The organism is Arthrobacter sp. 'calajunan' (assembly GCF_046940185.1).
Taxonomy (GTDB): domain Bacteria; phylum Actinomycetota; class Actinomycetes; order Actinomycetales; family Micrococcaceae; genus Glutamicibacter; species Glutamicibacter soli.
In genome coordinates, this window is sequence record NZ_JBKZDY010000003.1 from 100,003 (window position 1) to 122,064 (window position 22,062).

The 22,062-nt window shown below is 64.8% G+C and carries 21 protein-coding genes; 11 read left to right on the forward strand and 10 right to left on the reverse strand.

Going from position 1 to position 22,062, the window contains the following annotated elements:
- Positions 1-91: 91 nt before the first annotated feature.
- The 5 genes from RF641_RS05310 to RF641_RS05330 form a co-directional block, all read right to left on the reverse strand.
- Positions 92-1,633 (reverse strand): ABC transporter ATP-binding protein, encoded by a 1,542-nt coding sequence (locus RF641_RS05310; protein ID WP_424572714.1) that lies wholly within the window; start codon positions 1,631-1,633, stop codon positions 92-94.
- Positions 1,626-2,477 (reverse strand): ABC transporter permease, encoded by an 852-nt coding sequence (locus RF641_RS05315; protein ID WP_286163589.1) that lies wholly within the window; start codon positions 2,475-2,477, stop codon positions 1,626-1,628. The genes RF641_RS05310 and RF641_RS05315 overlap by 8 nt, the downstream gene beginning before the upstream one ends.
- Complete coding sequence (locus RF641_RS05320) at positions 2,470-3,420, reverse strand: ABC transporter permease (protein ID WP_424572859.1); 951 nt, start codon at positions 3,418-3,420, stop codon at positions 2,470-2,472. The genes RF641_RS05315 and RF641_RS05320 overlap by 8 nt, the downstream gene beginning before the upstream one ends.
- 4 nt (positions 3,421-3,424) lie before the next feature.
- Positions 3,425-4,807: an ABC transporter substrate-binding protein gene (locus RF641_RS05325; protein WP_424572715.1), complete on the reverse strand. Its 1,383-nt coding sequence runs from the start codon at positions 4,805-4,807 to the stop codon at positions 3,425-3,427.
- 379 nt (positions 4,808-5,186) lie between these two features.
- Entirely contained in the window at positions 5,187-6,470 is a 1,284-nt protein-coding gene (locus RF641_RS05330; protein ID WP_053798911.1) for an MFS transporter, read from the reverse strand.
- Between the two features lie 231 nt (positions 6,471-6,701).
- Between RF641_RS05330 and RF641_RS05335 the strand changes: the two genes are divergently transcribed.
- Positions 6,702-7,472 (forward strand): CPBP family intramembrane glutamic endopeptidase, encoded by a 771-nt coding sequence (locus tag RF641_RS05335; RefSeq protein ID WP_047120245.1) that lies wholly within the window; start codon positions 6,702-6,704, stop codon positions 7,470-7,472.
- 6 nt (positions 7,473-7,478) lie between these two features.
- Complete coding sequence (locus RF641_RS05340) at positions 7,479-8,666, forward strand: MFS transporter (protein WP_424572716.1); 1,188 nt, start codon at positions 7,479-7,481, stop codon at positions 8,664-8,666.
- A 50-nt stretch (positions 8,667-8,716) separates the two neighbouring features.
- Here RF641_RS05340 and RF641_RS05345 read toward each other — a convergent pair whose 3' ends face one another.
- Positions 8,717-9,577, reverse strand: a complete 861-nt coding sequence (locus RF641_RS05345; RefSeq protein ID WP_244910851.1) for a hydrolase — start codon at positions 9,575-9,577, stop codon at positions 8,717-8,719.
- A gap of 144 nt (positions 9,578-9,721) precedes the next feature.
- Between RF641_RS05345 and RF641_RS05350 the strand changes: the two genes are divergently transcribed.
- The gene (locus RF641_RS05350) at positions 9,722-11,062 is read left to right on the forward strand and encodes an MATE family efflux transporter (RefSeq protein WP_424572717.1); all 1,341 of its coding nucleotides are present in this window, start codon (positions 9,722-9,724) and stop codon (positions 11,060-11,062) included.
- Here the strand turns inward: RF641_RS05350 and RF641_RS05355 are convergent.
- Positions 11,015-11,713: a GntR family transcriptional regulator gene (locus RF641_RS05355; RefSeq protein ID WP_120991204.1), complete on the reverse strand. Its 699-nt coding sequence runs from the start codon at positions 11,711-11,713 to the stop codon at positions 11,015-11,017. The two genes, RF641_RS05350 and RF641_RS05355, sit on opposite strands and share 48 nt — an antisense overlap.
- 151 nt (positions 11,714-11,864) lie before the next feature.
- Here RF641_RS05355 and RF641_RS05360 point away from each other — a divergent pair, with 151 nt between their 5' ends.
- From RF641_RS05360 to rraA, 6 genes are all read left to right on the forward strand, one after another.
- Positions 11,865-13,178, forward strand: coding sequence for an MFS transporter (locus RF641_RS05360; RefSeq protein WP_424572718.1), 1,314 nt, complete (start codon positions 11,865-11,867; stop codon positions 13,176-13,178).
- A gap of 56 nt (positions 13,179-13,234) precedes the next feature.
- Positions 13,235-14,464, forward strand: a complete 1,230-nt coding sequence (locus RF641_RS05365) for an alpha-hydroxy acid oxidase (protein ID WP_161448805.1) — start codon at positions 13,235-13,237, stop codon at positions 14,462-14,464.
- Between the two features lie 119 nt (positions 14,465-14,583).
- Complete coding sequence (locus tag RF641_RS05370) at positions 14,584-15,198, forward strand: HdeD family acid-resistance protein (protein ID WP_424572719.1); 615 nt, start codon at positions 14,584-14,586, stop codon at positions 15,196-15,198.
- A 38-nt stretch (positions 15,199-15,236) separates the two neighbouring features.
- A complete protein-coding gene (locus RF641_RS05375) occupies positions 15,237-15,536 on the forward strand; it encodes a hypothetical protein (RefSeq protein WP_047120238.1) in 300 nt (99 codons plus the stop codon).
- 181 nt (positions 15,537-15,717) lie between these two features.
- On the forward strand, positions 15,718-17,139 hold the full coding sequence (locus tag RF641_RS05380) for an amino acid permease (protein ID WP_047120946.1): 1,422 nt from the start codon (positions 15,718-15,720) through the stop codon (positions 17,137-17,139).
- 88 nt (positions 17,140-17,227) lie between these two features.
- A complete protein-coding gene (gene rraA / locus RF641_RS05385; RefSeq protein WP_047120237.1) occupies positions 17,228-17,704 on the forward strand; it encodes a ribonuclease E activity regulator RraA in 477 nt (158 codons plus the stop codon).
- 16 nt (positions 17,705-17,720) lie between these two features.
- Here the strand turns inward: rraA and RF641_RS05390 are convergent, their stop codons facing one another.
- On the reverse strand, positions 17,721-18,029 hold the full coding sequence (locus RF641_RS05390) for a hypothetical protein (RefSeq protein WP_146955966.1): 309 nt from the start codon (positions 18,027-18,029) through the stop codon (positions 17,721-17,723).
- 97 nt (positions 18,030-18,126) lie between these two features.
- Positions 18,127-18,675, reverse strand: a complete 549-nt coding sequence (locus tag RF641_RS05395; RefSeq protein WP_424572720.1) for a CGNR zinc finger domain-containing protein — start codon at positions 18,673-18,675, stop codon at positions 18,127-18,129.
- Between the two features lie 129 nt (positions 18,676-18,804).
- On the opposite strand from RF641_RS05395, the gene RF641_RS05400 reads away from it, so the two are divergent.
- Positions 18,805-19,776 (forward strand): EamA family transporter, encoded by a 972-nt coding sequence (locus tag RF641_RS05400; RefSeq protein WP_052772512.1) that lies wholly within the window; start codon positions 18,805-18,807, stop codon positions 19,774-19,776.
- 9 nt (positions 19,777-19,785) lie between these two features.
- Here the strand turns inward: RF641_RS05400 and RF641_RS05405 are convergent, their stop codons facing one another.
- Positions 19,786-20,112 (reverse strand): 4a-hydroxytetrahydrobiopterin dehydratase, encoded by a 327-nt coding sequence (locus RF641_RS05405; RefSeq protein ID WP_053798906.1) that lies wholly within the window; start codon positions 20,110-20,112, stop codon positions 19,786-19,788.
- Positions 20,113-20,532: 420 nt separating this feature from the next.
- Between RF641_RS05405 and RF641_RS05410 the strand changes: the two genes are divergently transcribed.
- Positions 20,533-21,981 (forward strand): APC family permease, encoded by a 1,449-nt coding sequence (locus RF641_RS05410; protein ID WP_047120234.1) that lies wholly within the window; start codon positions 20,533-20,535, stop codon positions 21,979-21,981.
- Positions 21,982-22,062: the final 81 nt, after the last annotated feature.

The window sequence follows — 22,062 nt, forward strand, 5'->3', positions numbered from 1 at the left end:
TGCCGTCTGTGACGACGGGCTTCACCAGGGCATTCAGGGTGAGGGCGCTCAGCGCGAGCCGAGGCTGGGAGCCTGCCGGCGGCGGAAAGACCTAGTTCAGCACGGCTTTCACCGGGGCGGGAATGTCCAGTGCGGCCACCAGGTCCTTGCTGTGGTGGTGCTTCGGGCTGGACAGGAAATCGTCGAGCCGTCGGTGTTCCACCAGCCGCCCCTCGTAGAACACCGCGACATTGTCGCTGACGTAGCGGATTACGCCCATGTCATGGGAGATCACTACCAAGGACAGACCCAGGCGGGTGCGCAGCCCCAGCAAGAGATCGAGAATATGGCGCTGCGCTACCGAATCCAACGCCGATGTCGATTCATCGCAGACAAGCACCTGCGGCTTGGCCAGCAATGCCCGGGCGATGGCCGCGCGTTGCAGCTGGCCGCCGGAGCACTGGCCTGGTTTTCGATCCAGTAGTTCGACCTGCAGCCCCACCTGGTCCAGCGCCGCATCTATCTCCGCCGAGGCTTGGTCGGCAGGCAGCCGGTGCACGGCAGCAAGCAAGCTCGTACGCAACGGCAGCCTCGGATCAAAGGAAGAGTAGGGCTCCTGAGCGATCAGCTGGACGGCGGCAGATTTCCCGTCGCGTTCGGGGCTCAGGATCTGCCCTTCCGTGGGTTTTTCCAAGCCTGCGAGCAATCTGGCGAAAGTGCTCTTCCCCGAGCCCGAACGCCCGACGACGCCCAGGACTTCGCCACCATGCAGGCTCACGGTGGTGGCCTGCAGCGCGGCGGGCCCCTTGGCCTTGCGTGTGTAATTCTTTCCCGCGCCCACAACTTGAAGCAGGGAACCGGCGGCAAACTCCCTTGGCGCGTGCGCGGCCGGCAACGCGGCCTCGATCAATTCACGCCGCTTGGCGTGGCTGTCCTTGGCGAAAAGCTGGGATGTCAGGCAATGGTCGACAATCGACCCATCGCTGACCACCAGCACGCGGTCGGCGATGTGCTGGATGCTGGCAATGTCGTGGGTGATCAATAGGACGCCTAGGCCGCGTTCAAGCTGCTTGCTGCGCAGCAGCTGCAGCGTTTCCGCTTTCAGAATGGAGTCCAGCGAGGAGGTCGGTTCGTCGGCGAGGATGAATTCCGGGTCGGCTGCCAGGGCGATGGCAAGCATGGCCCGCTGCGCCATTCCGCCCGAGAGCTGGTCCGGGCGCTTGCCGGCGATATCGGCGGCGGGAGAGAGCCCGACCTCTTCCAATAGGGACTGGACTTTTGCCTCGTGTTTCTTGGCCTTGCCCGGGCCGAAGACTCCCAGTGCTTCCAAGAGGTGGGAGCGAATGCTCATGCGCGGATTCAGCACCCTCTTGGGCTGTTGGAAGAGCATGCCGATGCGCCGCCCGCGCACCGTATCCATGGCCTTTCCTTCCAGCTGGTCGATGCGTTCGCCATCCAGCAGTATCTGTCCCTCGGCCTGCAGCTGCGGCGGGAGCAACCCGAGAATTGCCTTGGTCAGCAGCGTCTTTCCAGACCCGGAACGGCCCACCACGGCTACCAGCTCGCCGGAGCGGATAGCCCCGGACATGGCAGTGAGCAGGGTTTTCCCGCTGCTGCGCACCGACAGGTCGATGAATTCAAGTGATTCAGTCATTGGCTTCCGCCTTGGTCTCGGTGGCCAGCACGTCCTGCCCGTTCAGCGCACGGGTGATGCGGTTGCCCAACAGGGTGACGCAGAAGCTCACCAGGAAGATCGCGGCGCCGGGAGCGACCAGGCCCCAGGGAGCACGCAACGCGTGCGGCTGCGCCTCGGCCAGCATGGAGCCCCAATCCGACTGCGGGGGCTGGACACCGATGCCCAGGTAGGACAGCGAACCCAGCAGCACCAGCAACAGGCCGAAACGCAGGGCCGTCTGGGCCAGTACCGGCCCCGCCAGATAGGGCAGAACATGGTGGCGGAGAACGAACCAGCGCGAGGCGCCAGCATGCCTGGAAGCCTCGACATGGTGGGTCGACAGGGCCTGGGCCGCCATGGAACGCACCAGACGGGCGGTAGGCGTCCATGCCACCACTCCCACGGAAAGCACCATGGTGGAAAATCCCGGCCCCATCACGGCGATGATCAGCAGCGCAATCACGATCTCCGGCAGCGCCAGCAGCAGGTCGTTGGCGCGCAGGAACAGTTCATCCAGCCAGCCTCCGCGCAGCGCGCTGAGCAGGCCGAGAACGGTGCCCACCAGCAGCGAAAACAGCGTGGTGATGAACGCTACCGACAAGGAGAAGCGTCCGCCGTGCAGGACGCGGCTGAAGGTGTCGCGGCCCAGGGCGTCGGTGCCCAGCAGGTGCGCCCAACTGGGCTGCTGCAACCTGTCCGCCAGGGACTGGGCATCCGGGTCGTAGGGGGAAATCCACGGAGCCAGCAGGGTCATGAGCAGCACCAGCAGCAAGATGGCCGCCGGCCAGCTGACGAAGATCGAACGCAGCATTTTCCTAGCCACGGCTGGCTCCTATCCGTACCCTTGGATCTGACCGGCGGTGCAGGAGGTCGATGATGCCGGTAGCCAGCACCGCGCAGGCCACCGCTACCACCACCCCGCCTTGGGCTACCGGGATGTCCGCGTCGACAATGGCGTCGAAGATCAGCCGGCCCATGCCCGGGATGGCGAAAATGACCTCGACTATGACCGAGCCGCCCAGCAGGCCGGCGAACCACACACTCACCATGGTCCACAGCGGCAGCAGACCGTGCGGGATGACATGGCGAACCAGGGTGCGGGTGGCGCCCAACCCGCGGGCGCGGGCAGCCAGCACATGTTCGGAGTCCAGCGCCTGCAGGATGCCCGAGCGCACGGCGATGGTGAAGAAGCTGATGGGGCGCAGCGAGAGGACCAGCACCGGCAGCACCATGGAGGCGGGGGAGTCGAAGCCCGCCGAAGGCAGCCAGGACAGGCGCACGGCGAAGAGCAGCACCAGCAACGGCGCCAACGCGTATTCCGGGATGGCGATCAGGGCATGGGTGGCCGAGGTGATCACCCGATCCGGCCATCCTTCGGCCCGCACCGCGGCGACAACTCCCAGCATGATGGAGACCAGCACCGCCACCAGCAAGGCGGTTCCGGTCAGCGAGAGGGTAACGCCGATGGCAGGCAGCACCAGGTCGGCGACCGGAGTGCCGCTGATATAGGAGATTCCCATGTCTCCGCGGAAGAAGCGGCCGAGCCAGCGGCCGAATTGCAGCAACAGCGGGTCGTAGAGCCCGAACTGCTCGGCATAGGCCTGCACGGTGGCCTCGTCCATGGCGCCGACGTCCATGCGGGCGCGCAACATGGATCGCACCGGATCCCCGGGGGAGACGAAGGGAACCAAAAAGACCGCGAAGGATGAAAGCAGGACGGCTGCGCCGAGCCCGAGGACCCGGCGCAGCGCGGTGGCGAAGTGCACCAATTTACTTGGTCTTCGCCAGGTCCTTGGTCAGCACGTATCGGGTCAGCGGGTCCTGGACGTACCCCTGAACGGTGCTGCCGAGCGCGTCGATGGCCTGCTCGTTGACCAGCCAGACATTGGCTGCGTCCGCGGCCAGGACGTCGCCTGCCTGGCGGTAGAGATCATGGCGCGTGGCCTGGTCGGTTTCCGGCAGCGCCTTCTCGATCAGTGCGTCGAAGTCCTTGTTGCAGTAGTGGCTCAGGTTGTAGCCGCCGTCGCAGGTGTAGTCGGACTGCAGGAAGCCGATGGGATCGGCAATGTCGATCATGCGGTTGCGCTGGCTGAGGATCATGTCGTAGTTGCCTGCCAGCACCTCGGGCTCCACCGAGCCGTAGGATTTCGTGACAACATTTGCCTGCAGGCCAATCTGCTTGAACTGCTCCTGGATGATGGCGCCCACCGCTGCGAACTCCGCGCGCTCGGTGATGGCGATGATTTCCAGCGGCTTGTCCTGCTGGTAGCCGGAGTCGGCCACCAGCTTCTTGGCCTCTTCGAGATTCACCTGCGGAACCTGCAGGTCCGGGTTGGCCCAGCTCTCGCTCGGAGCAAAGGGGCCGGTGGCTGGCTGCGCGGCGCCTTCGTAGACGCTGGCGGCGATGGCCGGCAGATCCAGCGCCATGGTGGCGGCCTGGCGCAGCTTCAAGTTGTCGAAAGGCGCCCGCGAGTTGTTCAGGTAGAGGGTTGCGGTGCGCGGGGAATCGGCCTTGAGCACCTTCACCGAGTTGTCGGCTTCGAGGGTGGCCAGGCTGGTGGCGGGGATGGACATGGAGATGTCTGCCTCGCCGGTCTGCACCTGGGTGGCGCGGGTAGGACCTTCGGTGATGTAGCGCATTTCGCCGCCGGCGAGCTGGACGTCACCGCCCCAGTAGTTCTCGTTGCGGTCCAGGCTCAGGGACTGCCCGGCCTTTTCGGAGACTGGGATGAACGGGCCGGTGCAGTGGCCGAAGGGGTCGATGCCGTCGGCACCGTAGGCCGCAGGCGCCAGAATGCCGGCGTTCACACTGGCCATGCGGTAGGGCAGCAGCGGATCGGCGGCAGGGGTGGTGACGCGCAGGGTGTCGGCGTCAACTGCACTCACCTTGGAGATGGTCTTGGGATTGACGGCACGGGCCGGAGCGGTCGCCTTGAGCACGTGGTTCAGCGAAGCGGCAGCGGCCTTGGCGTCCAGGGCGGTGCCATCTTGGAACTTGACGTTCTGACGCAGGGTGAAATCCCAGGCGGTGTCCGAGGACTGCTTCCATGACTCCGCGAGCATCGGCTCGATATTTTGCGTGGTGGAGTCGTACTTGACCAAGGTCTCCAAGCAGCCGGCGATGGAAAGCACATAGGCGTCATCGCTTTCCAAGGCCCAGTTCGAAACCGGGGCCCGGAAATTAGCTACCACCGCGCGGGCCTCTCGGTCCACAGACGGTGCCGAAGTAGGGCTCGGGGTGGAAGCGCTGCAGGCAGTCAAGGCGAGGGCAGTAGCCGCAAATACTGCGGTTGCGCTCAGTCGTCCAAGGTTCATGGAAGTCCTTCGGCATTACGTGATGAATTAGCTTCTAATGCAATAGAGCCTTGGTAAGCGTATCCTAATCGCCTGGAATATTTGGCGGTGTGACCGCGAGCGAGGCTCCTGGGAAAACATGCTTCCATCACGGGTTCGCTCAAAAATCACATTGAGTAGGGGGGAGTTGCTATGGAATTTGGAAGTTCTGTACACCGTTGACCAAGTGTGCTGCAGTTCACGTCCTGTCTGGCGCTGTGCCCACGCCGCGGGCAATGCCGGCGGCCCGCCAGGAAGCCAGCAGCAAAGGCAGGATCAGCACCATCCACGGCAGGAAGCCTGGCACTACCAGCTGGCCTGCCTGGGTCGCCAACCATCCGATGAGGACATTTCCCAGCAGCACCGCCAGACCTCCGCAGCTGGCGAGCAATCCGAAGTAGGAACCGGTCGGCCGTTCGCCGGCAAATTGGGGAACCAGCGAGAGCGCTGTCGGATGCACGCTCATATGCCCCAACGTCAGCAAGGTGATGGCACAGAGAATCCGCAGCAACCCCGCGTCTGGTTCGAAGGCCGAGGCTGGAACAAATGCGAGCACGCCGAATCCCAAGGCGCTGAGCAAATATCCGCAGCGCAAGGTGGCCTCGGCGCCGATGCGAGCGGCAACCCATGAAACTGGAAGCTGGAGGGCCAAGGTCAGGATGGAAATCCACGCGAAGAGCACCCCCAGCCACTGGGCCGGATGATTCAGCCGTTCGAGCTCGAGCGGGATGGCGAGGTAGAGCTGATTGTAGGCCAGAAGGTCTGCCGCGTGCAGTCCGCAGAATGCCAGGAACCTCCGGTCCTTGAGGCACTGCCGCAGGCTTCCGCTGCGAGGAGGCGGCACGGGGACATAATTGGCGGATTGGTTCGGGACGTCGGTGGTTGCCGGCTTGCGCAGGGCCACGGCAAGGAAGATGCCGATGGCGACAAAAAAGGCAGATCCAAAACCGGCAACCGTCGAAAAACCCCATCCCCACAGAGCGGCACCGACCAGCGGTCCGGTGACGGCGCCTATTTCGCCGGTGATGCTCAACCAGGCAAAGAGCGTAGCGCGTTTGGCTTCGGCGGCCCGCTGCTGATCGAGTGCCTTCTGGGCATTCGCCACCAGAATATTCAGACCCGGGGAGAAAAGTGCCCCGCCGAATCCGGTGCACAAGGTCCCCAGGATGAACAGCCAGAGTATTGGGCTGCTACCCCAGAGGGAAGCCGCCAACATGAGGAAGCCCGAAGCGCGCACCGCGCAGCCAATCAAAATCATGATCCGGGCGCCGAAGCGGTCCGCGAGGCTGCCGCCGGCTAAAAAGAGGCCTTGCTGGGCAAAGGTCCTGATACCGAGAATCAGCCCTACCGCGGCAGAGGCAAGCAAGAAGTCCTTGGCCAGAACTACCGCGAGAAAGGGAACTACTGCGTAGAAACCGATATTGAAGAGTGTTTGGGTGCCAAGAAGCACCGAAACCTCGAAACGGGAGGAGCTGGTTTTCATGGACCTCGATAACAGTGATCTCTCCTGCAACGCAGGCTTCTTAGATTCTAGCCAAATGACGCGCCAAGGGTAGGGTCCTGATTCTTCGGAACTCTTCGGTGGGCACGAGCTCATTCGCACGTGCCTGCGTGGATTCCTGATGGCTCGGACGTGCCATCCGCGGCCTATCGGGATCACGGCGGCCTGCTCGAACACTGCGGATCCACAGCAGGGGCGGATAGGCTAGGAAACATGCACCAGCTGCCTGACTACCCGAACTATCCTGTTGTTCCCCGACGCAGACAGCGTGTATTCGACGCAGGGCGGTTCACCCGCGGCGATCTGTTCACCGTGCTGGCCTACATCGTGTTCTTCGTGCTCGGCGGGGCGAGCCTGATCGGGCTGATCCCCGGCTACATCGGCGCCTTCGAAACCGAGCAGCAGGCGCTCTTCGGCATCAACCTGATCCTCTACGTGTCATTCTTCGTGCTGGCGATGATCCAGTGCGGGCCGCAGTTCTTCGACTCGTTCAAGACCATGCGGTACTACCCGTGGGCCAAGTGGCTGATGCTGCCCGGAGGCTGGATCATCACCATCTTCTCCACCGCGATCGTCTCGCTGTTCGTAGGACAGATGGCCACGAGCGAGAACCAGGCGATGCTCGAAGAGATGTCCAACGCGGTGCCGCTGCCGGTCATGCTGGTGGTGACGGCGCTGTTCGGTCCGTTCGTGGAGGAATACCTGTTCAGGCATCTGCTGATCGGCAAGCTCTCGCGCAAGCTCAATGTCTGGGTCTGCGCGGTCATTTCCGTGGTGGCTTTCGCCAGCATCCACTTCGTCGGTTCCGGCATCGGGAATTGGACCGAGATCCTTCCCTACATCATGCTGGGCGTGATGATGTCGGTGGCCTATATCCTGTCCGGGAAATCAATGGCCTACTCCTACATGCTGCATGTCATCAACAACGCCATCGCGTTGCTGATGGTCTACCTGGTCTACCCGCTGCTGCCGCAGGGAATCTAGCTCTAGGTGTTCAGCGGCCACGAACCCGGCACCCCCGCCTATCGGGGCATGCTGCTGGCGCTCTTTGCCGGCGGTGTCGCCACCTTCTCCCAGCTGTACGCGGTGCAGGGGCTGCTCCCGGTTATCGCCGAGTACTTTGCGGTCTCCTCCTCGGACGCGGCGCTCACGGTCTCGGCCGCGACCCTCGGCCTTGCGCTGGCAGTCACCCCCTGGGCCATCATTTCCGACGGCATCGGGCGCCGCAGGGTCATCGCCATCGCGTTGGTGGCCTCGGTGGTCCTGGGGCTGCTCAGCTCCGCGGCTCCGAGCTTTCAGTGGCTGGTGGCCATCCGCTTCCTCGAAGGGATCGCGCTGGCCGGGGTGCCCGGCAGCGCCCTGGCCTATCTGGTGGACGAGGTCAGCGCGAAAACCGTGGCGGTGGCCAGCGGCACCTATATTTCCGGCACGACCCTCGGAGGCTTGGCCGGGCGCCTGCTGGCCGGATTCGCGGGCGAACCTGCCGGGTGGCGCTGGGGCGTCGCGGCGGTCAGCCTGATGGCTGCGCTGGCGACACTCTTCTTCCTGGCCAAGGCGCCCGCGGCCCGGGGCTTCACACCGATCCGCAACCGGAACCTGCGGTCCATCGGAGCGAAGTTCGCCCAAGCGCTGCGGGGACGGATGGTGCTGCTCTACGCGCAGGGCTTCCTGCTCATGGGCGGCTTCGTCGCCGTGTACAACTACCTGGCATTCCGGCTTGAAGCCCCGCCGTTCCTGATCCCAACCTCGCTGGCCGCCCTGGTGTTCCTGGCCTATCTCTCCGGCACCTACACCTCGGTGGCCAGCGGGAAGCTGGTCATCAAGTTCGGCAGGAAAAACACCCTGCTGGGCAGCATCTTCACCAGCGTCCTCGGCCTGATCGCCACGCTGAGCGGGAGTCTGGTCGTGATCATCGCCGGGCTGCTGGTCTTCACCGCGGGTTTCTTCGCCGCCCATGCGGTGGCCAGCGGCTGGGTGCCGGTTCTCGCGTCGCAGGCCCGAGCGCAGGCAGCCAGCCTGTACAACCTCTTCTACTACATCGGATCCTCGCTGCTCGGCTGGCTGATCGGCATCCCATTCATGGGCCACGGCTGGCCGTTGGTTGTGCTCTGCGTCGGCGGACTGCAGCTGGCGGCAATGCTCCTGGCCTCCTTCCTGAGGCCCGCGAGATCGCGCTGACCAGCAGGAATCCATTATATTCCATGAAAAGAATATAAAATTCTTCCCGCTCAGGTCAGGTGGTCGAAGTGCCCGCCAACCCAGCGCGCGTAGCGTTCGGCTGAAAACTGGACGATGCGGTGGGCATCGCGCGGCACCACGCTGGAGAAGTTGTTGTACAGCCGGTCGAACTCCAGCTCGCCGACCTTGGCCGCCAGCCGGCGCACCACCGCGGCGGAAAGCGGGATGCGGTTGGGGTAGCTGCGCAGGAACGTCACGTTGCCATCGGCCACGGGGAAAATCGCGTCTCCCGCCAGCAGGACGCCCCGGCCTCCGGCTCCCGCCGGCCACAGGGCCACCGTGCTTCCGGGGAAGTGCCCGCCGACCTGGTGCAGCCAGACTCCAGGCAGCACTTCGAAAGGTTCGTCCCATTCGACAACTGCGTTCGAGGAATACTGGACCCACCCGGCGTCCTTGCGGGACACATAGATCGGCGGGTCGCCCAGGGCTTGGCTGTACTGCTGCTGCACCCCGTACATGTGCGGGTGGCTGGCGACGATGGCCCGCAGCGGACCGCGCTCCGAGATCCGCCGGACCGCCTCGTCGGTGATGATTCCCGGGACGTCGAAAAGCAGCGACCCCGCTGCCGTTTCCAGCAGCAGGCCACTCTGGCCGATACCCACCTCCGGCGCCGTCACCGCGGTCAGTCCCGGTTCCAGCGTGGTGAACTCCAGGTCGCGGCCCGCCGCGACGAGTTCCTCGGTGCTCACCCAGCGCTGGGTTCCGCCCGGGATGTACTGGCGTTCATCGGCGCAGATGGGGCATTGGCCGGTGGGCTTGGCACCGGGCGGGAACTCGACGGCGCATCCTGCGCATTGCCAATGCGGTGCGGAATCGCTGGAAGCAGCGGTTGCTGGATGATCTCGGATCACCGGGTTGCCTTTCGCCGGGTGCAGGGTTTGATGCTCCCCAGTATGCCCAGCGGCGGACACCAGTGGAATAGCGGTGCCGCGCCATTTGTGCGCCGGGGCGACGTCGAATGGAGATTGGGGGTGGGGCTTCGTAGAGTTGAGCAGGTGAGCTCACCTACGCCCGTTGAACCCAACCGCAGCATATCCCGCCAGATCCTGGCACTGGCAGTGCCCGCCTTGGGCGCGCTGATCGCCGAACCGCTGTTCCTGATTGCCGACTCGGCCATCGTGGGACACCTGGGTGTCGCCGAGCTGGCCGGCGCCGCGCTGGGCACCACGGTGCTGCAAACCGCGGTGGGCCTGATGATTTTCCTGGCCTATGCCACCACCCCCGCCGTGGCGCGGGCGCTCGGTGCGGGGCAGCCGGCCCGGGCCATGGCCGCGGGCCGCGACGGCATGTGGTTCGCCGTTGCGCTGGGTGTGCTGCTGACGATTGCCGGGTATCTCGGCGCCGAGGCGGTGGTCCGCGGCATGGGCGCCGAAGGGGCGACCGCGCAGTTCGCCGTCGACTACATCCGCTATTCGCTGCCCGGGCTGACCGCCATGCTGCTGGTCTTCGCGGCCACCGGCATCCTGCGCGGCATGCAGGACACCAAAACCCCGCTGGTGGTAGCCACCGCGGGGTTCGGCCTGAACATCGTGCTGAACTTCGCCCTGGTCTACGGCGCGGGCCTGTCCGTGGCCGGAGCCGCGCTGGGCACCTCGATCGCCCAGTGGATCATGGCGCTGGTGTACCTGTGGATGATCATTCCGCGGATCCGCCGGGAGAACGTATCCCTGGCCCCGAGCTGGGCCGGTTTCATCTCCACCGGGCAGGTCGGCTCCTGGCTGATGCTGCGCAACCTGACCATGCGCGCCGCGCTGCTGCTCACCGTGGTGGTGGCGACCAGTGCTGGGGAGCAGACCCTGGCCGCCCACCAGCTGGTCTTCACGGTCTTCTCGTTCCTGGCCTTCGCGCTGGACGCGCTGGCCATCGCCGCGCAGGCGATGATCGGCAAGGAGTTGGGCCGCGGGGACGCGCAGCAGGTGCGCAAGCTGACCGGGATCATGAGCCGTTGGGGCATCTACTTCGGCCTCGCTACCGGGGTATTCCTGCTGGCGACCTCATGGGTGTTCCCGATGGTCTTCACCGCAGACGAGCAGATCCGGTCGCTGACCACCGTCGGGCTGTGGGTGCTGGCGCTCGCGCAGCCTTTGTGCGGGCTGGTCTTCGTGCTGGACGGCGTGCTGATCGGCGCGGGGGACGCCCGCTACCTGGGACTGGTCGGCGCGCTGAACCTCGCCGTCTACGCGCCGATGCTCTGGGCGGTGCACCGCTTTGCCCAAGACCCGCACAGCGCGCTGGTCTGGATCTGGATCGCCTTCTCGCTGGGCTACATGGCGTCGCGCGGCGTGACGCTATTCGTGCGTTCGCGCGGCACCGCATGGATGCGCCTGGGCGCCTGATCCCGCGGTTTCAGATCTGGGCAGGCCCAACATGGCGGAGCGGATCGAAGCCAGGTGCGAGCGCATGGCCTGCGCCGCGCCGTCGGCATCGGCCCGGGCCAGCGCGGCCAGGATCGCACGGTGCTCGGCGATTTCTTCCGACTGGGACATGTAGGGCTGCATGGCCGGCAGGACGTAGTGGGCGCGGGCTGTCTGCGCGAAGCAGGTGTCCAGCGCCGCGAGGATCCGGGAGTTACGCGCCGCATGGGTCAGTTCGGTGTGGAAGAGCCGGGCGGCATGCATCGAGGCGATCGGGTCGCTGACCGCGAGCCGCTCCTGGTCGTCCAGGAGCCCCTGCAGGCTCTGGATCAACTGGGCGCTGTGCATCCGGGCCACCTGGCTGCACACATGCGGTTCGAGCAGCAGGCGCATTTCGAGCACTTCGTAGACGTCGTTCATCGAGATGGCGCGGACCAGATAGCCCTTCTTCGGCAGGATCTGCAGCAGTCCCTCGCTGGTCAGCTGGCGCAGCGATTCGCGCACCGGGGTCTTGGAGACATTGAATTCCTGAGCGAGCGCGGGTTCGATGAGCATGGATCCGGGAGCCAGGACGCCGCTGTTGATGCGCTCGCGCAAGGTGACGGTCAGTCGCTCGGAGATAGAACCTGCCATGAGTCCCCATTTTTCTCGGTGCCCGCAGCGACCGGAATTTTTTGTAATGTTTGGGATCCAGTTCACTTTTGATCCCGAGAACACCTTAGTCTGGATTGAAATATATTTCAGGAATCTCACACTTGAAATCCGGACGAAGGAGACCACTTCCGTGACCACACTTCAGCATGCTGGAAGCGCCCAGGCGCAGCGAAACCGCCGCAGGGCGCTTTTCGCTTCGGTGTTCGGAACCGCCATCGAGTGGTACGACTATGCGCTGTACGGCGCCGCCGCCTCCGTGGTGATCGGCCCGCTCTTCTTCTCCGGGGCCGGCGAATCCGCCGCGTCCATTGCGGCCTTTGCCACTTTCGCCGTGGGCTTCGTCGCCCGCCCGCTGGGCGGTGTGGTCATCGGGCACCTGGGCGACCGCTACGGGCGCCGCCCGGCGATGCTGCTGTCGATCATCCTGATGGGCGTCGCGACCGTGGGCATCGGGCTGCTGCCCACTGCACAGACCTGGGGAGCCTGGGCCGTGGGGCTGCTGGTGTTCTTCCGCCTGGTGCAGGGATTCGGCGCGGGCGCAGAGCTGACCGGCGCCATGACGCTGGTCGCCGAATACGCCGAACCGAAGAAGCGCGGCTTCTACACCTCGCTGGTGCTCTCGACCCCTCCGCTGGGCATCGCGCTGGCCACCATCTGCTTCTTCGCGGTGTCGCTTCCCGGCGAAGAGGTGCTGCTGGGCTGGGCCTGGCGCATCCCGTTCCTGATCTCAGCCCTGCTGTTCGTGGTGGCCATCTACATCCGCAACAAGCTCGAGGAAACCCCTGAATACGCCAAGACCATGGCCGCGGCGAAGGCCAACGCCGACAGCGCCAAGCTGCCGGTGCGCGAGGTCTTCGAATCCCACACCCCGCGGGTCGTCCTCGGGTTCTTCGCCATCACCGGGCACAACGCGGTCAACTACATCATCGCGGTCTTCTCGATCAGTCTGATGGTCTCCTCCGGCATGGATCGCTCGTCGGCACTCCTGGCAGTCACCCTCGGCTCGCTGGTCTCGGTGCTGCTGACCCCGGTGGGCGGCTGGCTGGCCGACCGTTTCGGGGCCTCCAAGGTGCTGGCGGCCGGCAACATCTCCGGTGTGCTGCTGACGTTCCCGATCTTCTGGATGCTCTCAACCGACCAGTTCGTGCTCGGCCTACTGGCCGTGGCCGCCGGCTACGCCTTGATCATCCCGTGCACCTCCGGTGCGCAGGGCGCGTTCCTGACCGAACTCTTCCCGGTCAAGGTGCGCTTCTCCGGCATCGCCATCGCCCGTGAGCTGAACGGGGCACTGGTTGCCGGGCTCTCCCCGCTGATCGCCGCGGCGCTGCTGGAACTGGGCAACGGCTCGATCACCCTGCCCGCCACCTACCTGGCCGCCTGCTGCCTGTCTTCGGTCATCGCCATCTACCTGGGGACCCGCGCGGCCAAACGCCAGCTGTACTAGGCTGGCGCCCGCGCGCCACCATTGCCAACCACGAGTACTACCTAAGGAACAACGACATGGGAAACCTCAAGCGCCAACTGCCGGATCTGGGTGAACTGGTGAGCCTGATGAGGTTCAAGGTTCCATCCACCGACCGCCGCGCGGTCCGCTTGGCAGCGGCCGCCGACCTCTGGGACCTGCGCAAGATCGCCAAGCGCCGCACGCCCACCGCGGCCTTCGACTACGTGGATGGCGCCGCCGGTCGTGAGATCACCGCGGACCGGGCACGCCGGGTCTTCGACTCGGTGGAACTGCTGCCGCGCATCCTGCACGGCACCGCACATTCGGACCTGTCCACCACCATCGCCGGCGGGCACTCGGCCCTGCCCTTCGGCATCGCCCCGACCGGCTTTACTCGGTTCATGCACTCCGAAGGCGAAATCGGTGGCTCGCGCGCGGCGATGAAGGCGGGGATCCCCTTCAGCCTCTCCACCATGGGCACCCGCTCCATCGAGGAGGTCGCCCAGGCGGCCCCTGAGGGGCGCAAGTGGTTCCAGCTCTACCTGTGGAAGGACCGCGAGAAGTCGAAAGCGCTCGTCGAGCGCGCCGCCGCCGAAGGATTCGACACCCTGCTGGTCACCGTGGACACCCCGGTGGCGGGGCAGCGCTTCCGCGACACCCGCAACGGCATGAAGATTCCGCCGGAGCTGACCCTGAAAACCGTGCTGGATGCCTCCTACCGCCCGGAGTGGTGGTTCAACTTCCTGACCACCGATTCGCTGAAATTCGCCTCGCTGTCCGATACCTCGGCGGACTTGCCGACCATCATCAACTCGATGTTCGACTCTTCCTTGGACTTCGAGGACCTGAAGTGGATCCGCGAGCTGTGGAAAGGCAAGCTCTTCGTCAAGGGAGTGCTCACCACCGAGGACGCCGCCAAGGCGAAAGCCGCCGGCGCGGACGGCCTGGTTGTTTCCAACCACGGCGGACGCCAGCTGGACCGGGCGCCGATCGCTTTCGAAGCCCTGGGCGAGGTGCGCGCAGAAGTCGGCGAGGAGATGGAGATCATCATGGACTCCGGCATCATGTCCGGTGCCGATATCGTGGCCAGCCTGTGCGCCGGAGCGGATTTTGTACTCATCGGACGCGCCTACCTGTACGGCCTGATGGCCGGCGGCGAACAGGGTGTCACCCGCGCCATTGAGATGCTGGCCAAGGAAGTAGAGGTCAACATGCAGTTGATGGGAGCTGCAAGCATCAAGGACCTCACCCCCGAATTGATTCGCCGGCGCACCACCGTCGGCTAGCGGGCATTGCCTCGGCGTCGCCGGCCCGCGAACCTCCCCCTGGAAGGACGGTTCGCGGGCCGGTGTGATTAAGCCCGGCCAAAGTGGCGGATAGTTCTATCGGCGGTAGAATGGAAAGCGTGCCAGCACCAAAAACCACTCAAGTTCAAGCCCAAGATGTATTCCGCCCCGTATTGCTGCGTGGCCTGACTGCGGCGATCTACGCGCTGCTGTCCATCTTCTGGGTGGGCGCCGACGAGAAGGTCTTGTCCTACTCGACGGCGGCGTTCCTTGTGGTCACCGGCGTGTTCATGTGGCAGTACGTCACCGTGGACAGCGCTCCCGAGAAGTCGCGCGGCCCCTACGCGTTGGGCGCCGGCTTGATGCTGATGGCAGGCATCGCCACCATCTTCGCCACCACCACCATGTGGATCGGCCTCCTGGCCGCCTTCGCCTTCCTGGTCACCGGCCTGGTCGAGCTGTACGTCTTCTTCACCCTGCGCGCCCAGTTCCCGCCATTCCGCAACCAGCTGGTCACCGGCGTGGTCGGATTGATTCTGGCCGCTGCGACGATTTTTGGTTTCAACATGGACGCCCACGCAATGTTCGGCGTCATTGGCGGCGGCGCCATCGTGCTCGCCGTGTTCGTCCTGATCGCCGGTTTCGGCCATCGACATGAAATGAAAGCCCCCGAAGCCGCTGACGGCCTGGAAACCGGCGGCACCTCGAATCCCGGCACCAACGGGACCAACTAGCCTTGACGACCTCAGCAAAAGTAGAAACGGAGTTCCCGGTGGGAAACAACCCGAAGAAGAAGCAGCCGTGGAGCCAGTCCATCAAGGGCCCGCTGAGCTTCTCTTTGATTTTGGCCCTCGTCGCCGGCGGCGTCGGCATGATCACCTCGACCGGTGGATCGCAGAACGAGATCCGACTGGATGTCGGACTGGCCTGCTTCGGCATCGCCTTTGTCGCCAGCCTGCTGGTCATTTCCGTCTTGACCATGGCGTCGAAGGAAAACGACCCGGAATTGGGCAAGGGCACCGGGGTGAATCGATCCTCGGCCAACCCGGACAAGAAGTTTAAAAAAGACTGATAATAAACTTGACCAAGCGTCGCGACGCGCTGGGACTGTCCGTCTGAGGAAGTCCCGGCGCTTTGTCGTTTGGTGGAGCCGAGCGTGCCCCGGCGCACGTGCAGTGCACTAACTAAGGAATCAAGTGAGCAGTACCAGCAAGAGCACGTCCGAAGACGGCACCCCACTGGGGCGCCAGTTGATGCGACGCAAGTCCATTGCCGCAATGACCAGAGACGCGGCGGACAACGCAGGCATGGGTCAGCTCAAACGCACCTTTGGCGTCTTCCAGCTGGTCATGATCTCCGTGGGAGCGACCCTCGGCACCGGCATCCTGGTGATCCTGGGAGATGCGGTGCCCAAGGCCGGTCCTGCCACCTGGATCGCATTCGTGATCGCCGGGATCACCGCACTGCTCTCGGCCGTGTCCTACGCTGAGATGGCAGGCATGGTCCCGGTCTCGGGATCCAGCTATTCCTATTCCTACGTGACGCTCGGCGAGGGCATCGCCTGGATTTGCGGCTGGTGCCTGGTGCTCGAATACGCGGTCTCCGCCGCGGCGGTCGCGGTCGGCGCCGGAGCCTACGTCAACCAGACGCTGGAGATCTTCGGCCTGTCCCTGCCCGACTACCTCTCCGCCGGTGCAGCCGATGGCGGGCTGGTCAACCTGCCGGCCCTGCTGGTTGTCGTGCTTGCGACCTTCCTGCTGGTGCGCGGCGCCCGCGAGTCGGCCTTGGCCAACACCGTCATGGTGATGATCAAGATCGCTATCCTGATCTTCTTCGTGATCGTCGCCTTCACCGCCTTCGACTCGGGAAACTTCGAACCACTGCTGCCCATGGGCATCGCCGGTGTCAGCGGCGCCGCCTCGATGGTGTTCTTCTCCTACATCGGCTTCGACGCCGCTTCCACCGCAGGCGAGGAAGCGAAGAACCCGCAGCGCGACCTGCCGCGCGCCATCCTGATCGCCATGGCCCTGGTGACCGCCATCTACGTGCTGGTGGCCGTGGCCGCAGTGGGCGCGCGCAACTGGGAATGGTTCGGCGAATCCGAAGCTGCCCTGGTGCAGATCGTCTCCGAGATCACCGGCCGGCCGTGGCTTGCGTTCTTCTTCGCGCTCGCCTCGGTGGTCGCGATCGTCTCGGTGGTGCTGACCGTGCTCTACGGCCAGACCCGCATCCTGCTGTCCATGGCCCGCGACGGGCTGATCCCGCGCTTCTTCGGCAAGGTGTCCGCCGAAACCCGCACCCCGGTGGTCGGCACCCTGGTGACCGGTTCGGTGGTCGCGGTGACCGCGGCGCTGATTCCGCTGGGCCAGCTGGCCGAAGCGACCAGCATCGGCACACTGTTCGCCTTCGCCCTGGTGGGCGTCTCGGTCATGTACCTGCGCCGCACCCAGCCGGACGCCCCGCGCACCTTCCGGGTGCCTCTGTACCCGGTGGTTCCGTTGCTGGGCATTGCGGCCTGCCTCTACCTGATGTTCAACCTGGCCGGCATTACCTGGGTGGTCTTCGGCATCTGGATGCTCATCGGCGCGCTGATCTACCTGGCCTACGGACGCCGCCATTCGCGGCTCGGCGGACTGACCGAGGTCGACTACAAGGCGGAACACCGCCTGAAGTAACACGCAGGGGCCGCCCCCGCGCTTCGGGGCAACTGCGGCTAGGCTGTCAGGTGTCGGATACCTACGATTCCTTGCCCGGGAGGACCCCATGCATCAAGATCCAGTCAGCACCGCAGACCTCTACGACCAGCACGGGGACGACCTGCAGTCGATCTCTGTCCAGTTCCAGGATTTCGGCGGCAGGCTGTCATTCCACGGCCCGGCCCGCACCATCAAATGCCATGAGGACAACGGGCTGATCAAGGAAACCCTGAGCTTCCCGGGCAACGGCGCGGTGCTCGTGGTGGACGGCGGAGGGTCGCTGCGTTTTGCGCTGCTGGGCGACATGATCGCCAAGAACGCCGAGGCGAACGACTGGGCGGGCATCATCATCCACGGCGCAGTGCGCGACCGCGCCGAACTGGCCGGCCTGCAGCTGGGCATCAAGGCGATCGGGAGCAACCCGCGCAAGACCGTGAAGCGCGGCCACGGCACCGTGGACGAGACCATCAGCATCGGGGACGTGAAGATCCGCCCCGGAGCCATGGTCTACGCCGACATCGACGGAATCCTCGTCCAGCACTAGGACGTGGCCGGGCCGATCAGTGGTCGTCGTTGGCCGGGAGCCACTCGTTCTTGAACTCCTCGATGGTCATCGAATCCAGGTCCTCGCGGATCTGGACGATCAGCCGTTCGGCTTCCTCTAGGCTTGAGGTATGCAGGCTGAGCAGCACGGAATCATCCAACCGGGAATGCACAACTACCTGCGGTTCATTGGCTTCGAATTCGGCGTCGCCCAAGGTGGCGGAGGCCAGGGCCACGACCCAGCGTCCTGCGGCCCGCAACGGGCCGGTCTTGACGGCTTCCAAACGTGCCTCGAAGCCGGAGGATGCATGTGTTTCTTCGGTCATGACCTGTCCTTTCGACATGACACTCGGCGTGCCGGGTATGTCTTCATCTTAGAGTTCGGCATCGCCAAAGGCGAATAGGGATCCCCAAATTTCGAAGTTATTTGCCGACGGAAGCCTTGCGGGCGCGGTAGGCCCGCACGTGCTCCCGGTTGGCGCAGTTTCCCGCATCGCAGTACAGCTTTGAACGGTTCCGCGAGAGATCCAGCAAGGCGTTCTTGCAGTCGGTGGAAGCGCAGATGCGCAGGCGTTCCAGCCCGCCGGCGAGAATGACCTCGGCCAAGGCCATGGCGGCATTCACCGCGAAACGGTCGTAGAGCGGGCTGCTCGTGGTGGTCGCATGCAGCTTGTAGCCGCGCTTCGGGGACTTGATCAGCTGCGGCTGGGCGTTAGCGGTACGCAGGATCTGGTTGACGCGGAACACCGCTTCTTCCTCGGAGGCCGTCCAGATGCTCTTAAGCTGCGAGCGCAGTTGCCGGATGGAACGCAGCTCGGCCTGGTTGTGGGCGCGGTCCGCGGTGAAATGCTGTGAGTCCAGGAATTCGTCCAGGTCCGCCACGCTGGAAAGCATGTCAACGATCTGCACCTCGGTGTTTAAGAGGTTCACGATGACCTTCAACGAGGCTTCGATATCTGGCGTAAAAGTCATAATTCAGTCCTGAACGAGCTAGCGGATTGACTGTGCTTCAAGCCTAACCGTATCGTCTGGAACATATGTCCCATCTCCGCCGGGTCTACTTCGAGCCGGCGGAAGTTCTTTGAAGGCACCGCACACTTGATGACTCACCCTGAGGAACCGCTGGATTCCCCTGCCCTGCGCACGGCTGCCCCGCGCGTTTCCAACTCCGCCCGCGGAGTCTGGATTGCGCTGGCGTCCTCGGCGGCGTTCGGCATTTCCGGAACTTTCGCCCGCGGGCTCTTCGAAGCTGGATGGTCGCCGGTCGCCGCGGTGACCGCGCGCATGGCGGGCGCGGCACTGGTGCTGGCGATCCCGGCCATGCTGGCCATGCGCGGCCGCTGGACCCTGCTGCGCACCAACTGGGTGTCGATCTTGCTGTTCGGCCTGTTCGGCGTGGGCGCCTGCCAGTTGTGCTACTTCCTGGCGGTGCAGCGGCTGGATGTCGGCGTGGCACTGCTGCTGGAGTACCTGGCTCCGGTGCTGATCGTGCTGGTGCTGTGGGTGCGCCACAAGAAGCGCCCGTCGGTGGCCACGATTGCCGGGACCCTGCTCGCCCTGGGCGGCCTGGTGGCGGTGCTGGACCTGACCGGCACTTCGGACATCGACCCGATCGGCGTCTTGTGGGGGCTGGGCGCGGCGGTTGGGCTGACCGTGTACTTCTTCATCAGCGCCCGGGTGGATGGAGCGCTGCCGCCGATCATGCTCTCCGCCGGAGGCATGGCGATCGGCGCCCTGTCCATGGTCGCGGTGGCCGCCTTCGGCATCCTGCCCATGGAGTTCTCCACCGGCACCGGTTCATTCGCCGGCTACGAGACCCCGTGGTGGCTTGCGCTCATCGGCCTGATCCTGATCTCCACGGTCTTCTCCTACACCACCGGCGTGATGGCGGCGCGGGCGCTGGGTTCGAAGGTCGCCAGCTTCATCTCGCTGACCGAGGTGCTGTTCGCGGTGCTGTGGGCCTGGCTGCTGCTCTCCGAGCTTCCCGGCCCGGTGCAGCTGCTGGGCGGGCTGCTGATCGTCGGCGGCGTGGTGCTGGTTCGCGTCGACGAGCTGCGCAGCGCCCGGCTGTAGCCCGAACCGTCAGCGGGAGGCGGCGTCGACCGCCAGCCCTTCCAGCTTTGCGGCTTCCTCGGAAATCCGGGCGGCCAGGTCGAAGTCCCGCTTCGCGATGCCGTGGACGCTGCGCAGCGAGATCCCCACGTGGACGGACTCGTAGCGCCAGTCGACGGTCGGGTGATGGTTGAGCTGTTCGGCGGCCAGCCCGATGACCGCGATGAATTCCAACGCGGTAGCGGTTGTGTCGAACCGATAGCTGACAGCCAGCGAGCTTTCGCCCAGTTCCCAATCCTGCAGTTCGTCCATCAATTGCCACACCTGCACGCGTGGCAACGGCCCGGTTTCCGTCATGGCGATCCTTCCGAAAACAATGTCGCTGCTCCAAGGAGCCGCGGCACCCCTTTTTCGGGTCATCGTGGCATGGGTCCACCCCGGAAGCCAACAGGTGTCAGACATTGCACAGGACGAAGCGGGTGCACCGGGATTCGGGTGCCGGAAAACCACGGCTGCTGCCGCCGTCCGGGGCCGGCGCGCCGGGCCCGACTGAGGATGAGTACAAATGAGTGACGAATATTCTCTCATGAGATCGACGGCTGGCCAATTCTGGTGTCGTTCCATGGCCAATACATCGGCCCGCTCACCGATTCTTTTCTACCGCTGGTCGCTTGGTGGCGAATAATCCGTGACTTCGGCCGATTGGAGTGTATCAGTCACGGGATGATTCTTGGCGGTGTTCCAACGCCATCACATGCTTGACTGAAAGGGGCGAAGTTGTCCACAACACGTACAAATAAGGATCCGGGACAGGTGTCCCTGGCCAAGACCCTGGGCAACTGGGATGCCCTGGCCCTTGGCTTCGGCGCAATGATCGGATTCGGCTGGGTGGTCCTCACCGGCGGCTGGCTTTCGAGCGCAGGAACCCTGGGAACCATCGTCGCCGTGCTGGTCGGCGGCGGCATCATGGCCGTGGTCGGCCTGACCTACGCCGAGCTGACCGCTTCCATGCCCAAGGCCGGCGGCGAGCACAACTTCATCCTGCGTGCGCTTGGCCCGCGTCCATCCTTCATCGGCTCCTGGGCGATCACCGGCGGCTATGTCACGATCGTGGCCTTCGAAGCCGTGGCGTTCCCGCGCACCGTTGAATACATCTTCCCCGGCATGAGCCAGATCCCGCTGTGGACCATTGCAGGTTTCGAGGTCCACCTGACCTGGGCGCTGGTCGGCGTCCTGGCCGGCATCCTGATCACCTGGATCAACATCCGCGGCGTGAAGCAGGCCGGCGTGGTCCAGACCTTCACCGTGATCTTCCTGCTGGCCATCGGCCTGCTGATGATCTTCGGCTCGGTCACCGGCGGCGAAACCGCCAACATGGAGCCATGGTTCACCCCGGGCATGAAGGGCTTCTTCACGGTGCTGATGGCCGTGCCGTTCCTGTTCATCGGCTTCGACGTGATCCCCCAGTCCGCCGAAGAGGTCAAGATCCCTTCGCGCCAGATCGGCAAGCTCGTGGTCATTGCTGTCATCATGGCGACCCTGTGGTACGTCATGGTGGTGCTGACCACCGCCTCGGCGATGCCGGCCGCGGATCTGGCGAACGCCAACATCGCCACCGCCGACGCCTTCGGCGCGCTGTTCAACTCGGATTTGATGGCCAAGATCCTGATCGCCGGCGGCATCGCGGGCATCCTGACCTCCTGGAACTCCCTGCTGCTGGGCGCGTCCCGTTTGGTGTTCTCGCTGGCCCGCTCCGGCATGCTGCCCGACTGGTTCGCCCGCCTGCACCCGAAGTACAAGACCCCGCACAATGCGCTGCTGTTCATCGGCGGCATCTCGCTGGTTGCCCCGTTCTTCGGCGAACGCATGCTGGGCTGGCTGGTGGACTCGGGTGCCCCGAGCATCATCATCGCCTACTTCCTGGTGTCCGTGACCTTCCTGCTGCTGCGCCGCCGGGAACCGCAGATGGACCGCCCGCTGCGCGTGGGCGGCGAAGGCCGCTTTGGCGAGGTCATCGGCTGGGCCTCGGTGCTGCTGACCTTCGGCCTGTTCAGCCTCTACATGCCCGGCATGCCGGCGCAGCTGACCTGGCAGCCGTGGCTGATCTTCGCGATCTGGTGGGCCATGGGCGCGCTGTTCTTCTTCAAGGTCCCCGGCGGCATCCCCGCTGGTGTCGACGCCGAAGAAAAGGTGCTCGAAGTCGTCAGGGCACGACGCAAGAAGTAGCGTTTGTCTGGCACTGCGTGCAGGGCGCGTCCGTTCGCGGACGCGCCCTGCACGTATTTCATGCGCAGTTCCCGGCGCTCG

Bases quoted from the DNA above. Each gene is read 5' to 3' on its own strand.
- RF641_RS05395 (WP_424572720.1), bottom strand. From the start codon at position 18,675: ATGACTTTTACGCCAGATATCGAAGCCTCGTTGAAGGTCATCGTGAAC.
- RF641_RS05400 (WP_052772512.1), top strand. From the start codon at position 18,805: ATGACTCACCCTGAGGAACCGCTGGATTCCCCTGCCCTGCGCACGGCT.
- RF641_RS05390 (WP_146955966.1), bottom strand. From the start codon at position 18,029: ATGACCGAAGAAACACATGCATCCTCCGGCTTCGAGGCACGTTTGGAA.
- RF641_RS05310 (WP_424572714.1), bottom strand. From the start codon at position 1,633: ATGACTGAATCACTTGAATTCATCGACCTGTCGGTGCGCAGCAGCGGG.
- RF641_RS05330 (WP_053798911.1), bottom strand. From the start codon at position 6,470: ATGAAAACCAGCTCCTCCCGTTTCGAGGTTTCGGTGCTTCTTGGCACC.
- RF641_RS05355 (WP_120991204.1), bottom strand. From the start codon at position 11,713: ATGGCAGGTTCTATCTCCGAGCGACTGACCGTCACCTTGCGCGAGCGC.
- RF641_RS05405 (WP_053798906.1), bottom strand. From the start codon at position 20,112: ATGACGGAAACCGGGCCGTTGCCACGCGTGCAGGTGTGGCAATTGATG.
- RF641_RS05380 (WP_047120946.1), top strand. From the start codon at position 15,718: ATGCGACGCAAGTCCATTGCCGCAATGACCAGAGACGCGGCGGACAAC.
- rraA (WP_047120237.1), top strand. From the start codon at position 17,228: ATGCATCAAGATCCAGTCAGCACCGCAGACCTCTACGACCAGCACGGG.
- RF641_RS05335 (WP_047120245.1), top strand. From the start codon at position 6,702: ATGCACCAGCTGCCTGACTACCCGAACTATCCTGTTGTTCCCCGACGC.
- RF641_RS05365 (WP_161448805.1), top strand. From the start codon at position 13,235: ATGGGAAACCTCAAGCGCCAACTGCCGGATCTGGGTGAACTGGTGAGC.